At 62.7% G+C, this 13,872-nt stretch carries 14 protein-coding genes; 2 read left to right on the forward strand and 12 right to left on the reverse strand.

Annotated elements, in window-relative coordinates; translation table 11 throughout:
• The first annotated feature begins 175 nt into the window (after positions 1-175).
• On the forward strand, positions 176-1,075 hold the full coding sequence (locus AAG799_RS19015) for a LysR family transcriptional regulator (protein WP_341898393.1): 900 nt from the start codon (positions 176-178) through the stop codon (positions 1,073-1,075).
• A gap of 22 nt (positions 1,076-1,097) precedes the next feature.
• Here the strand turns inward: AAG799_RS19015 and AAG799_RS19020 are convergent, their stop codons facing one another.
• From AAG799_RS19020 to AAG799_RS19055, 8 genes are all read right to left on the reverse strand, one after another.
• The gene (locus AAG799_RS19020) at positions 1,098-2,042 is read right to left on the reverse strand and encodes a glyoxylate/hydroxypyruvate reductase A (RefSeq protein ID WP_341898394.1); all 945 of its coding nucleotides are present in this window, start codon (positions 2,040-2,042) and stop codon (positions 1,098-1,100) included.
• A gap of 62 nt (positions 2,043-2,104) precedes the next feature.
• On the reverse strand, positions 2,105-3,166 hold the full coding sequence (locus AAG799_RS19025) for a polyamine ABC transporter substrate-binding protein (RefSeq protein ID WP_341898395.1): 1,062 nt from the start codon (positions 3,164-3,166) through the stop codon (positions 2,105-2,107).
• A gap of 37 nt (positions 3,167-3,203) precedes the next feature.
• On the reverse strand, positions 3,204-4,343 hold the full coding sequence (locus AAG799_RS19030; protein ID WP_341898396.1) for an FAD-dependent oxidoreductase: 1,140 nt from the start codon (positions 4,341-4,343) through the stop codon (positions 3,204-3,206).
• Complete coding sequence (locus tag AAG799_RS19035; RefSeq protein WP_341898397.1) at positions 4,340-5,725, reverse strand: FAD/NAD(P)-binding oxidoreductase; 1,386 nt, start codon at positions 5,723-5,725, stop codon at positions 4,340-4,342. Before AAG799_RS19035 ends, AAG799_RS19030 begins: the two co-directional genes overlap by 4 nt.
• Positions 5,725-6,000, reverse strand: coding sequence for a (2Fe-2S)-binding protein (locus AAG799_RS19040; protein ID WP_341898398.1), 276 nt, complete (start codon positions 5,998-6,000; stop codon positions 5,725-5,727). Before AAG799_RS19040 ends, AAG799_RS19035 begins: the two co-directional genes overlap by 1 nt.
• Positions 6,001-6,013: 13 nt before the next feature.
• Positions 6,014-6,808 carry an ABC transporter permease gene (locus tag AAG799_RS19045; RefSeq protein ID WP_341898399.1) on the reverse strand — a complete coding sequence of 265 codons (795 nt, stop codon included), beginning with the start codon at positions 6,806-6,808 and terminating at the stop codon, positions 6,014-6,016.
• Between the two features lie 3 nt (positions 6,809-6,811).
• Complete coding sequence (locus AAG799_RS19050) at positions 6,812-7,681, reverse strand: ABC transporter permease (protein WP_341898400.1); 870 nt, start codon at positions 7,679-7,681, stop codon at positions 6,812-6,814.
• Positions 7,678-8,745 carry an ABC transporter ATP-binding protein gene (locus AAG799_RS19055; protein ID WP_341898401.1) on the reverse strand — a complete coding sequence of 356 codons (1,068 nt, stop codon included), beginning with the start codon at positions 8,743-8,745 and terminating at the stop codon, positions 7,678-7,680. Before AAG799_RS19055 ends, AAG799_RS19050 begins: the two co-directional genes overlap by 4 nt.
• Positions 8,746-8,934: 189 nt before the next feature.
• On the opposite strand from AAG799_RS19055, the gene AAG799_RS19060 reads away from it, so the two are divergent.
• Positions 8,935-9,744, forward strand: a complete 810-nt coding sequence (locus AAG799_RS19060; protein WP_341898402.1) for an IclR family transcriptional regulator — start codon at positions 8,935-8,937, stop codon at positions 9,742-9,744.
• An 18-nt stretch (positions 9,745-9,762) separates the two neighbouring features.
• Here AAG799_RS19060 and AAG799_RS19065 read toward each other — a convergent pair whose 3' ends face one another.
• The 4 genes from AAG799_RS19065 to AAG799_RS19080 form a co-directional block, all read right to left on the reverse strand.
• Complete coding sequence (locus tag AAG799_RS19065; RefSeq protein WP_341898404.1) at positions 9,763-10,992, reverse strand: amidohydrolase family protein; 1,230 nt, start codon at positions 10,990-10,992, stop codon at positions 9,763-9,765.
• 32 nt (positions 10,993-11,024) lie between these two features.
• Positions 11,025-11,852: an ABC transporter permease gene (locus AAG799_RS19070; protein WP_341898405.1), complete on the reverse strand. Its 828-nt coding sequence runs from the start codon at positions 11,850-11,852 to the stop codon at positions 11,025-11,027.
• A 2-nt stretch (positions 11,853-11,854) separates the two neighbouring features.
• A complete protein-coding gene (locus AAG799_RS19075) occupies positions 11,855-12,895 on the reverse strand; it encodes an extracellular solute-binding protein (RefSeq protein ID WP_341898406.1) in 1,041 nt (346 codons plus the stop codon).
• Positions 12,892-13,872: ABC transporter ATP-binding protein (locus AAG799_RS19080; protein WP_341898407.1), on the reverse strand; the 981-nt coding region annotated here is incomplete at its 5' end. The genes AAG799_RS19080 and AAG799_RS19075, both read right to left, overlap by 4 nt.

Here is a 13,872-nt window from a genome sequence, read left to right on the forward strand (position 1 = left end):
TCGCGCTGCAACCACGCTGCCGAGCACGCCCCGACAACACCGGTACCGATAACCGCAATATGCATGCCAGTCCCCCGCAGGATGTCGTTTGGACACGACACCGCCGGATGGGATTGTCAGCGCGCGCCACTCATCATACAAATGAATTATACTGCTATTTCCATAAGGAAAACTGATGAACATCACCCTGCGGCAGTTGCGAGCCTTCTGCGATGTGGCCCAGACCGGCAGCTTCACCCAGGCCGCCCGCCGCATGAACCTGACCCAGTCGGCGGTCAGCATGCTGGTGCGGCAGCTGGAGACCGATATCGGTCTCGCCCTGTTTGATCGGGTCAAGCGCAAGGTGCAGTTGACCGAAACAGGGCGGCAGTTGCTGCCCACGGCCGAACGAATCCTGGGCGAGTTGCGCGAAGTGATCGAAGGCGCGGCCGAATTGCGCGCCCTCCGGCGTGGTACGCTCAGGCTGGCAGTACCACAGATGCTAGCCTGCTCGTGGCTGCCGCCGGTGATGTCGCGCTATCGCGCCCTGTATCCCGATGTCGCGCTGAAGATGATCGATACGACGGCTGACCGCGTCATCGAAACGGTACAGCAGGGCGAAGCCGAGATTGGCATCGGGCCGGAGCGCCCAACACCAGAGGATGTTCAGGCAGATCTGTTATGGCAGGAGAAGATGCAATGTGTCTGCGCCGCCGGAAGCCCGCTTGCGAAACGCAAGCGTCTGGATTGGAAAGACGTCGCCGACGCTGAATGGATTCTGTATTCCGATGCCTTCAGCGGACATCTTGAGCGCACGGTCTGGTCTGGACTATCCGTCCAGCTGCGCCGCACCACTCAGGTGCGTTATCTGCCAACCGCACTTGCCCTGGTCGGCCATGGCATGGGCGTGACCGCCGCGCCGGCTTACGCCGCGCCCTTCGGTCGCCTCTTCGGCGCAGCCTTTATCGACATCGCCAACCCGGTGGTGTTGCGCAGCTTCCAGTTTTTCAGCAAGAAAGGCTATGAGCTTTCGCCGGCGGCAGCGGCCTTTCGTCTGCTTGCTGGGCAAAAAACAGCTGATTCAAGTCGAGTATAGATACGGCGCATATACCTGCGCGTCAGTAGCCGCGAACCCCGTCATAGGCCGTACGCGTTTCACCACGCTCCATAGCATCCACGATCTCGATGACTTTTTGAACCCGGGCCTGGCGGCCGGCAAAGCCTGCGATATGCGCCGTGACCGTCACTTTCGGATGACCCCAGATCGCATGATCGGACGGCAGCGGCTCGACCTCAAAAACATCCAGGACCGCGGCCGACAGATGGCCGTTATTCAGAGCCTCGATCAGATCGTCCAGCACCACCAGCGGCCCGCGTGCAACGTTGATGATTGCCGCGCCCTTCGGCAGATGCCGTATCGTGTCCGCATTCACCAGGCCACGGGTCTGCGGCGTATCAGGCACCAGACCGACCAGCAGATCGCTCTGTTCCAGAAACGGCTGCAATCCATCCAGTCCTACGTGGCATGAAATGCCGGGGACGCTTTTCGGCGTCCGCGCCCAGCCATGCACCTGAAAGCCTAGAGCCAGTAGCATGCTGCCGCAAAGCTGACCGATCGTGCCCAACCCCATGATGCCGACGCGGGTCTGGGGTGCGAGGCGCGGTGCCTCATAAGGATCCCAACGCCGCTCGGCTTGCGCATGACGCATCCGCGCAAAGTCGCGCAGCCAGGCCAGGGCATGCAAACAGACATATTCGGCAACCGTCTGCGCCGTCTGTTCGACCACCATGCGATAGACCGGTATATGGCGCGGCAGCATGGGGTCATTGACAATGTGGTCAACACCGGCCGCCGAACTGAAGATGGCCCGCAGATTGGGGTAGCGCGCCAAGCGCCCTGATTCCGGCTGCCAGACCAGGGCATAAACCACATCGGCAGGGTCTACGGTGGCATCATCCCACCAGCGGATATCCCATTGCGGTGCGGCAGCCTGGAACAGCGAGCGCCATTCCGGCAACGCGGCCTCGCCGCCCGATTTCACCAACAAGACATTGCGCGTCATCGACCACTTCCAAAAAAGAACGGCCGGGAGCCTGACGACTCCCGGCCTGTACTAATCCCGACTTAGCGCTCGATCTGCTTGTTCCAGCGCGTATTCCATTCCGGACGCTTCTCGTTGATGGCATCCCAGTCGACCACCACGGCGGTATTCATGTAGGTCTTGATCTGGGCCACTTCTGCTTCGTTGGCCGCATTATCCGCCTTGGCCTTCGGGTTTGACGGAATATACGAACCGCCACGCAGGAATTTCTCCTGCGCTGCCGCCGTCATCAGGTAAGCCGCCAGCTTCTGCGCCAGTTCCGGCTCGCTGTTGTTGGCGGTCACGCACTGCGCCACCATCAGAACCACCGACCCCTCCTTGGGCTGGGCATAGTCGATGGCGATACCCTTGGCTTTCAGCAGCGCCACCTGGGTTGGCGTCAGCGGAAACAGGCCCGCCTCGTTGGTCTGCACCATTTCGCTGATCTTGGCCGAGCTGGCGATATATTCGATGACATTCGGCCCCACCATTTTCGACCAGGCGCTGAAGCCCGGCTCGACATTGGCATCCGTGCCGCCCTGCACGCGGTTGAACATCAGGAAGGCGTGCAGACCGAAGGTACTGCTCGGCAGCGACTGAAACACCACCTTGCCCTTGTATTTCGGGTCGGCGAGATCGGCCCAGGAGGTCGGCGCCTTCCAGCCCTTCTCGTCGAACATCTTCTTGTTATAGGCGAGGCCGGTCATGCCCATCGTGACACCGGACGCCATGTTGCCCTTCAGGCGCGCTACCGGATAAAGCTCGTCAAAAGCGGCCGATTTCTGCAGCGGCTGACACAGCCCCATATTGATGGCGCGATACATCACGCCGTCATCCAGGAAGATGACATGCATCTGCGGCTTGTCCTTCTGGGCCACAGCCTTGGCCAGGATGTCGGACGAGGTGCCGGGCACCACGACGACCTTGGCGCCAGTTTCCTTCTCGAAATCCGGAAAAACGAATTCGGCAAAGGTTTTTTCCATCGGTCCGCCATTCATGCCGATGTAAAGCGTCTTGCCCTGCGCGACTGCCTGCGTGGCAGCCGTCAGCGCGAACAACAGACCCGTACCTGCGAGAACCGATTTGAGCAGTTTTGCGTTTTTCATTCCTCTACCCTCCTGTTGATACCTGTTGATGCGATAATCACGAATGTGCGACGGCCGGGACCGTCTGACCGGCCTGGGTAAACCGCTGAATGGAAAAAGCCTCGATTGGCGTTGCCGTGCGGCCATCGCGTACAAGGTCGGCCAGCACGGCGCCGGCCGCCGGCCCGATCTGGAAGCCGGCCCCGGAGAAGCCGAAGCCATGCAACAGGCCCGGCGTGGTGGCGCTCGGCCCCAGTACCGGATTGCGATCAGGCATATAGGCCTCCACGCCGCTCCAGAACCGAATGACATGGGTCTGGCGCAAAGCCGGCAGCACCGCGGTACCGGCCCGGAGGGTCTGCATCAGCACCTTCATGTCGGGGCGACAGCTGCGGTCATCCAGCGCATAGCCCTTGCCGCCACCGAAGACCACATTGCCACGCGCCACCTGCCTGGCGTAGAAACCGCCACCCTCGACCCCGAGATTGAATGCAAACAATGGCGGCAACGGCTCGGTCACGCCCAGGCAGGGGTAGCCTGAACTCAGCGGCACTGTTTCGCCAAAGGCCCGCGTCGCCAGCCCCGCGCCTGGACCGGCGCAGTTGAGCAGATAATCCGCACGGATTTCATCGCCGCCCGCCTGCAGCACGAAGCCGCTGCCGTCGCGCTCGACATCAGTAACCTCGGTCCGCTCGCGGACCTCGGCGCCGGCCTTGGCGGCGGCATAGGCGAAAGCCGGCGAAACCAGCCGCGGATTGGCATGACCGTCATCTGTGCAATAGGACGCGCCGACCACATCCTTGCCCAGCATCGGAAAGCGGTCGTGCAGCATGTTGCCGCTGAGGATATCCAGATCGAGGCCGAGGCCGGCTATACGGTGACGGTAGGCCAGCAGCGCGGCCATCTCGGTTTCACTGCGCGCCAGCTTCAGATGGCCGGAGCGGGTATATTCGCCATCGATGCCGATGTGATCCCGCAGCCTCGCCCAGATCGCATGAGCGCGCAGGCTGAGCGGAAGCTGTTCCGGTGGCCGGCCCTGGCGGCGCACGCCGCCATAATTCACGCCGCTGGCACCAGCGCCACAGACGCCGCGTTCCAGCAGAACGACGCTGAGGCCGCTGCGTGCCAGTTCCAGCGCTGCAGAAGCGCCGACAATGCCGCCGCCCAGAATTGCCGCGTCATACCGCCTGGCGCTCATGCCGCATCCTCATGGCTGACGGTAACGACAGGTAGAGGCTTTACCGGCGCCTGGCCGCGCAGGCGACCGACCGTTCCAGGTTGCTGTCCCAGTTCGGCAGCCAGGATGGCACTGGCGGCTGCACCGCAGATGCGGCCCTGGCAGCGCCCCATGCCGATGCGGGTGAGAGCTTTCAGACGATTGAGCTCGGTGACGCCCAGATCGCACGCCGCCTGGCGCAGGCTGCCCACCGTGATCGCCTCGCAGCGGCAGAGCACCAGATCGTCGGCCAGGGCTGCGCCGCCCCAGTCGGCCAGCGGCAGCGGAAAGGCGCGTTCCAGGCCATGGCGGAATTTCGCGATGCGCTGCAGGCGGCGTTCCAGCAACGCAATGCGGCGCCGGTCCACCAAATGGCCCGCGTCCTCCAGCAGCGCCAATGCGGCGCGTTCGCCAGCCAGCTCGGCAGCATCCGCACCGGCAATACCGGCGCCGTCGCCGGCCAGAAAGACATGTGGCAGCGAACTGCGGCCACTCAGGTTGCGCTCAGGCAGCCAGGCACGATTGAGATCGTCATAGGCAAAGCGACAGCCAAGCAGATCGGCCAGCTGGGTTTCTGAACGCAGGCCAAGACCAAAAGCAACAGCATCGCAGTCGACGCGCCTGGCTCTACCACTGCCCTGCCAGGCAAAGCCCTGCACACGGCCCTCGCCTTCGACGCGCAGCGGCACGATGCCGCCATGCAGCGGGACACCATGGGCGCGCAGCCAGGCCACATAATACATCCCCTTGGCCAGATGCCCGACGCCGTGCAGCAGGCCGGGTAGCGCCGCCAGCTTGTCGGCAAACCGCGCGGTGTCGAAGACGCCGACCACATCGGCCCCGGCCTTGGCATACTGGTAGGCAACGAGATAGAGCAGCGGTCCGGTGCCGGCGAAAGCGACGCGCGGCCCCAGGATGCTGCCCTGGAATTTCAGCGCGATCTGCGCCGCACCGAGCGTGAAGACGCCGGGGGTCAGCCAGCCGGCGAAAGGTTGGATGCGGTCGGTGGCGCCGGTGGCCAGCAGGAGATGGCTGAAGCCCAGAGACGAGGCCGTGCCATCAGGCGCCATCAGATCAAGATGATTGGCACCAGCGTTCCACACCAGCGTGCCGGGGCGATAGTCGATCTGCGGCTGGATTGCCTCAAACAGGCGATGCAGCCGGTCGGCCTTGCGGCTCTCGAAGCCATAGAGGCTTGATTTCGGCCGGGTGAAGCCGTCCGGCGGCTGGCGGTAAATCTGGCCGCCGGCCTTGATCGCCTCGTCGACCACCACGGGCTTTAGCCCCGCCGCGACCAGCGTAGCCGCAGCACGGATGCCGGCCGGCCCGGCACCGACAATAACGGGGCTCAGGCTGTTCATCATCACACCGAAACGAGCCGCATGCCGGGCGTGATGAAGGTGGAGCAGGCCCGCAGCCGCGCGCCATCTTCCGTCCGCATCCAGCAATCCTGGCAAGCACCCATCAGGCAAAAGCCCGCGCGTGGGGTGCCGTTGAATTCCTCAATGCGCAGCCGGTTGCGCTGGGTCAGAACGGCCGTCAGAACGGTATCGCCGATCAGCGCCTGGCAGGGCTGGCCGTCAAGGATGAAGTCGACCGTCTGACGATGGGTTTCGGTAACGCGTTGCAACAGGGCCATGCTTGCCTCCGCTTCAGCGCTGGCCGACCAGAACGCGGTCAAGGCCGTAGATGCGGTCGAGTAACAGCATGGCGGCGGCTGTCACCGCGATCACCAGTGCCGAGACCGAGGCCATCATCGGATCGATCGATTCCGTGGCATACATGTACATCCGCACCGGCAGCGTTACCGTGGAAGGTGCGGTGACGAACACCGACATGGTCAGTTCATCGAAACTGTTGATGAAAGACAGCAGCCAGCCGCCGGAGAGACCCGGCAGCATCAGCGGCAGGGTGATACGGCGGAAGACCGTGAAATCGGATGCGCCCAGCGACTGCGCGGCATGCTCGATACTGGGATCACTGCCAATCAGGGCGGCCAGGATCAGGCGAAGCGCATAGGGCGTCACCACCACGGCATGCGACCCGACCAGCCACCAGAAACTGCCCGTGGCGCCAATCATGGAAAACAGCTGCAGCATCGCCACACCCAGCACCAGATGCGGCACGATCAGCGGCGACAGGAACAGGCCATTGAGAAAAGCGCGACCGGGAAACTGGAAACGGGTCAGCGCCAGTCCGACTGGTACGGCAAGACCAACCGAGATGGTTGCGGCCAGAAAAGCCAGCAGCAGGCTGTTCCAGAAGGATTGCATGAAATCGGCATGGCGGAAGACTTCTGCAAACCAGCGCAGCGAAAAAGATACTATGGGAATGGTGAGCGTGTTTTCCGGTGTGAAGGCGACCAGACAGACGATCACCAGCGGCGCCAGCATGAAAGCCATCACCAGAACATGGAAGATCAGGGCGGGAATGCCGTTGCGCGTCATGGCTTAACCCAGCGCACGGCGGTAACGCCGTTCCATCAGCCGGTTGTAGCCCAGCATGATCAGCAGGTTGGCGATCAGCAGGATAACGGCAATTGCGGCACCGAGCGGCCAGTTCAGTTCATGCAGGTATTCGTCATAGATCAGCGTCGCCACTGTCTTGATACGACGACCGCCGAGCAGGCCGGGGATGGCGAAGGCACTGGCACTGAGGCCGAAGACGATCAGGCTGCCCGACAGGATACCGGGCAGCACCTGAGGCACGACGACGCGGCGGAAGACCGTAACGGGCGAGGCGCCGAGCGACAACGCCGCCTGCTCGGTGGTGCGGTCGAGCTTCTGCAGCGATGTCCAGACCGGAACGATCATGAATGGCATCATGATATGCACGAGGCCGACGATCACCGCGCCCTCGGTATACAACAGGCGTTGCCGCCCGATGCCGGCCAGTTCGAGCAACTGATTCACCAGGCCCTCGCGACCGAGCAGCATGCTCCAGCCGAAGGCACGCACCACCACCGAGATCAGCAGTGGCGCCAGCACCACCAGCAGGCAGACGGCGCGCCAGCGCCCCGACATGCGACTGAGGATATAGGCCTCGGGCGCGCCTACAACGATGCAGATCAGGGTGGTCACGGCACTGAGCCGCAGGGTGCGCAGGAATATCTCGTGGTAATACTCATCGGTGAGGACAGCGGCATAATGCTGTAGTGTCACGCCGGCCTTGATACCGCTGTGATGGTCAAACTGGCTGAACGACAGGATGGCGGTCAGCAGCAGCGGCACCAGCAGCAGGGTGGCAAAAAGCAGGAATGCCGGCCCGCTCATCGCATAGGGCGCCCACCGGGCGATGGGCGTCGCGCCCGGGGCACTCATGCTGCGACCTCATCTTCCGCCAGCAGGCGAATCGCTTCATCTGCCCAGTCAATGCCGACAGCCTCACCTTCGTCGCGCGGGATACTGCCATCATTGGGCAGTACCGCCAGCAGCATGCCGAGCGGCGTATCGACATGATAGAGCCACTGGCTGCCAAGGAAGTAACGGCTGGCAACCGTTCCGCCGATCCGGCCACTGCCCGCTTCCGTCAGCCGCAGCTTTTCCGGCCGGATCGCCAGAGCTACCGGCGCATCCGCAACCATCTGCACCGGCAGGTCGACGGCAAAAAGCTGGCCGCCGATAGCGGCGCGGCCACCCCTGCCCGCCTGCGCCACACGGGCTTCGAGCAGGTTGGTCTTGCCGACAAAGTGCGAAATGAAGCGCGTGCGGGGATGCTCATAGATGCGATAGGGCGCATCCACCTGGGTGATACGGCCGGCTTCCATCACCACCACGCGATCGCTGATCGAAAAGGCCTCGGTCTGGTCATGGGTGACCATGATGGTGGTGGTGCCGAGCCGGCGCTGGATGGTACGCAGCTCGAACTGCATCTCCTCGCGCAGCTTGGCATCGAGATTGGACAGCGGCTCGTCGAGCAGCAGGATCGGCGGCCGGATCACGATGGCGCGGGCGAGCGCCACACGCTGGCGCTGGCCGCCCGACAATTCGCGCGGATAGCGCGCGGCATAGGCTTCCAGATGCACGAGCGAAAGCGCCTCGGCGATGCGCGTTGCGCGCTCGGCCTTGGACACCCGCTGCATCTCCAGGCCAAAGCCGATATTCTCGGCGACGGTCATGTGCGGGAACAGAGCATAGCTCTGGAACACGATGCCCAGGCCGCGGCTGTTCGGCTTGGCATAGGTGATATCGCGACCATCCAGCCGGATCTTGCCGGCGCTGACCGGTACGAAGCCGGCGATCATATGCAGCGTGGTGGTCTTGCCGCAGCCGGACGGGCCGAGCAGGGAAACGAACTCGCCCTGCTCTACGGTCAGGCTGAAATCGGTCACCGCCGTGACGGCGCCATAGTCTTTGCGGATGTCGGTCAGGGTCAGAAAGGCCATGGGGGCTCCGGCATTGGTCCGGATGCAAACAAATGGCATGTTCGCTGCCGGCTTTTCCAATTCCGTCATAATTCTCCTTAACCGACAAAAGATTTTTCTGTTTTATGGAAGTTTTATTGAAAATTTTTTATTATATGAAAATTATAAGAGACCAGACCTTGGACAACTTCCACTGGACAGAAAAGCGCCATGGACAAATCACAGGCAAAACCCGCCCTCACCCGCAGCTTCGACTTGCTGCGCGCCCTGGCAACCGACGAGGCCGGTGAAAACCGACTGACCGACCTGGCGCGGCGCGCCGGCCTGACGCCCTCTACCGCCCTGCGCCTGCTGCGCGGCCTGATCAACGAAGGCATGGTCGACTACGACGAAGACCGTCGGCAGTACCGGCTCGGCATCGAGTTCTTCACGCTGGCGGCCCGGGCCGGCAATCCGGGCAACCTGCGTGATCTGTGCCGCCCGGTGCTGCTGCGGCTGTCGGCCACCCTGCATGACACGTTGTTCCTGCTGGTGCGCAGCGGCTTCGACGCCGTCTGCCTCGACCGCAGCGAAGGGCCCTTCCCGATCCGCTCCTTCACCGGCGATATCGGCGGTCGCGTCATCATGGGTGTCGGCCAGGGCAGCGTGGCGATCCTGGCCTTCCTGCCCGAGGCGGAACGCGAGGAGGTGATCCGCTTCAACCTGCCACGACTGTATGACCAGCACCGACTGGATGAAGTTTTCATCCGCGGTGAAATTGCCGCCGTCCGCAAGCTCGGCTATGCCAGTCGCTCATCGGGACTGCTGCCGGGTATGGCCGGCATCGCGGTGCCGATCCTGGATCGTGAGGGCAAGGCGGTCGCAGCCCTGAGCATGGGCACCACCACCGAGCGGCTGAATGCCGAACGCATGCCGATCGTTGCCGATATTCTGAAGCGCGAGGCCGAGACCGTAAGCCGCTTGGTTAACCCCTTCGACCCGGTGCTGCGCCGCCCCGCCGCAAGCCTGAGCGGCGCATAAGCTGGTGAGAAACCGCCTCTAGCTGACGTTCTTGTAAAACTTCCCACCCTTCATGATCACCTCGATACGCTCACCCTGACCGTCCAGCAATGCGATATCCTTGAGCGGATCACCATCAACGACGATCACATCGGCCAGTGCACCGGATTTGATACAGCCAAGCTCGCCTTCCATCTGCAGGATTTCGGCATTGACCACAGTAGCACTGCGCAAGATTTCAAATGGCGACAGCACATTGGCGCGGATGACGAATTCCCCGCTCTGATGCGGATGCATGCCACCGATCAGATCGGTACCAAAGCCGACCTTGGTCTTCGCGCGTTTGAGGATTTCCAGCGATTTCAGGCCAGCCTCACGCACCACCTTGAGCTTCTGGATCGATACCTCCGGCAGGCCCTGGGCGCGGCCGTATTTGTCCAGCGCATCATAGGTCACCAGGGTCGGCACCACATAGGTGCCCTGTTCGGCACAGAACTGCGCGGTTGGTTCGTCGATCAGGTTGGCATGCTCGATGGTCCGCACGCCAAAGGCCGAGGCCCGGCGGATGGCTTCCGGGGTATAGGCATGCGCCATCACATAGCGGCGCCAGGACTGCGCTTCCCAGACCGCAGTGCGGATTTCCTCTTCCGAATACTGCAATACATAAATCGGATCCGAGGGTGATGCCACACCGCCCGAAGCCATGATCTTGATCTGGGTGGCGCCACGGCGCAGTTCCTCGCGCGCCGCCTTGCGCACCTCGTCGACACCGTCGGCGATATGGCTGAACGCCCCGGCATTGCTGCAGCAGGCGCAGGACGCCTCCTCAAGACCGCGACTGTCACCATGGCCGCCGGTCGGACTGAGCACACGGCCGGCATAGAAAAGTCGCGGCCCGGCGATCAGGCCGACTTCGGTGGCCATGGCCAGGCCGTAATCGGCACCACCGGCATCGCGCACGGTGGTGAAACCACGCTGCATGGCGGCCTCGAGCATGGCACGGGCGTGCTGCCCCAGCAGGGTCTTCGGCATGCCCCCAAGCTTGGCCAGATTCGCCTCGACCAGAACGGCATGAAAATGGGCATCGATCAGACCCGGCAGCAGCGCCTTGCCGTGCAGCTTGATTTCGTGGGCGCCTGCCGGTTTGGCGATCGGCTTGTCCGACACTTCCTTGATCCGGTCGCCCTCGACCAGGACATGCATGCCGGGCTTCAGCTGCGGCGTCTCACCATCGAAGAGGGATGCATCGGAGAACAGGATGGAGGTCATGTCGGGTTCCTTCGTTCAATCAGACTGAAAGTTTAACGCTTGTAGCGGCGGGCAATACCGATGCTGCCGATAACCGTGAAGAGCATGGTGATAGCCAGGAGGATGAACGCCAGTGCGGCACCGAACGGCCAGTTATTCGCCCGGATGAACTGATCGTAGACCGCAGGGGCCATCATCTTGAACTGTGGCCCGCCGAGCAGGATGGCGGTGGCATAGGTGTTCATGCACAGCACAAAGACCAGGATCGACCCGGCCGCCACGCCGGGCAGCGCCAGCGGCAAGACGACGCGACGAAACACCGCGCCGGGGCGTGCGCCCAGATTGGCGGCGGCTTCCTCCACATTCCGCGGAATGCTTTCGATGACCGATGCCAGCGTCAGAATCATATAGGGCAGCACCACCGCGATGATGCCAACGACAACGGCCTGCGGCGTATACATCAGCTTGAGCGGGGTGCTGATGACGCCCAGCCACAGCAACGTGGCATTGATCAGACCGTCATTGCCCAGCAGCGCCATCCAGCCGGCGGAGCGCACCACATTCCCCACCAGCAGCGGGAACAATGTCAGGATGGTGACCAGGCTCTTCCAGCGGCTTTCAAGCCGGGCCAGCCAGTAGGCGGCCGGAAAGCCCAGCATCAGCGTCAGCAGCGTACACAGCAGCGCAATACCCAGCGTCGTGCCCAGCACCTGCTGGTAATACGGGTCAGTGGCGGCCCGGAGATAATTTTCGGTGCTCATCGCCTCGATCATCATCTGTGTCGGGCTGAACTGGTTGAGCGATATGCGCAGCATCAGCAGCATAGGCGCAACCAGCAGCCCGAGCACAAGAAGACTGGCCGGAACGATGAGCACCGCCATGGTCAGGCCTTGAACTGCTTGTTCCAGAAATCGAGAATCGCAGCGTTGTTCTTCACCGCGTAATCGTAATCCGGCTGCAGCAAGCGGGCACGCTCGGCGTCATTCAGGTTGATCTGCTTGGCCAGATCGGGCGGCAGTGACGCGTCCTTCACGGTGGGCACATAGCCCATCTTGTCGGCGAAGGCGATCTGCGCCTGCGGCTCAAGCATTGCATTCAGGTATTTGAAGGCATTGTCCTTGTTGCGCGAGTTCTTCGGGATCGACGCCTCGAAGACGATCGCAGGTGCGCCTTCCGAGGGCACCACATGCTCCAGCGGAATACCGGCCTTCTTCCACATGAAACCGCGTGCCAGCCACATGGTGGTAAGCCAGACTTCTTCGGATTTCAGCGCAGCCGCCAGCGCCTCATTGGAAGGATAGAGTTTGACGTCGAGCGAGCGCAGCTCCATCAGCTTCTTCTTGGATGGCTCGTAGTTGCTCAGGCCGCCACCGCCGGCGAGCGCCGCAGCAACGGTGTTATTGGTATACAGAATGTCGGAGAAGCCGACGCGGCCCTTCCATTTCGGATCCCACAGGTCGGCGAAGGATTTGGGTGCCGGATTCACTTTGTTCGGGTTGTACAGGATAACCTGTGCCGAATAGATATGCGGAATCGCATAGGCCTTCTGCAGGTTCGGGAAAACCGCATTCAGGCGGCTGACCCTGTCGGCGCTGACCGGCTCATAAAGCTCCTGCTGGGCAGTCAGGTACATGTCGCTGTCCGACAGACAGGCGATGTCCATGGTGCCGCGCCGGCTCTGCTTTTCAGCAATCAGCTTGGTCTTGCGCGGATCGGCATTGGCGACATCCTGCAGAACCTCGACACCGTCCTTGGCTTTCATGATCGGCTTGTCGATCAGATCGCCAAGCAACTGACCGTAATCACCGCCCCAGGTTCCGACCACCACCTGGTTGGACTGGGCATGAACGCCGGGCAGGCCGGCCGTATACGCCGCCATCGCGGCGGCACTGGTTGTCAGCATGGTACGACGGGTAATCGTCATGGCTCATCTCCCTGGTTGGAACTCGGCTCAAAAGGCAAAATCCGTACGGCGGCGACATCCCAGCTCAGGCTCACCGGGTCATCGACCTTGAGGCGGCGCAGCGGGCTGTCATTCGGGGGCGGTGGCATGGAAACGAGGAAGCCGTTGCCGGAAACATCGACATGGTATTCCGACACAGATCCCAGATAGGTGATGGCCGTGATCCGGCCCGCGATGCCGTGCCCCGCACCGGGCTGCAGGGCAACGCGTTCCGGGCGCAGGGCGAAGATCGCCTTGCCCGGCATGCTGGAGTCCGGCGCCTTGAATGCCCCGCCCCAGTCGGTGCGGAACATCCGGTCCGGATCAATGAAGCCGGGGAGCAGATTGCAGCGTCCGACAAATCCCGCGACAAAGGCATTGGCCGGCCGTTCGTAAAGTTCTTCCGCCGTGCCGACCTGCAGCACCTTGCCGCGATCCATCACCACCAGCCGGTCGGCCATGGTCAGGGCCTCCTCCTGGTCATGGGTCACGATCAGCGTGGTGAGCCCGAGCCGCTGCTGCAGGGCACGAATCTGCAATCGCACTTCCGAGCGCAGCTTGGCATCCAGATTCGACAAAGGTTCGTCGAGCAGAAAGACCGATGGATTGACCGCAAGCGCCCGGGCGAGTGCAACGCGCTGCTGCTGGCCGCCTGACAGCTCGCGCGGCAGGCGCTCGGCGAGATGATCAAGCTTGACCAGCTTCAGCGCCTCGCCCACCCGGGCTTCACGCTCCGCCCTGCCGAGCCGGCGCATCTCCAGGCCAAAGGAAACGTTCTGCGCAACTGACATATGCGGGAACAGGGCGTAAGACTGGAACACCATGCCGGTGTCGCGGGCATAGGGTGGCGCATGGGTGACATCCTTGCCGCCGATCAGGATCTGGCCCGCGGTCGGCGTCACGAAACCGGCAACCATGCGCAGCGTCGTGGTCTTGCCGCAGCCCGATGGACCGAGCAG

It is taken from the genome of Ferrovibrio terrae (assembly GCF_943371255.1).
Taxonomy (GTDB): Bacteria; Pseudomonadota; Alphaproteobacteria; order Ferrovibrionales; family Ferrovibrionaceae; genus Ferrovibrio; species Ferrovibrio terrae_B.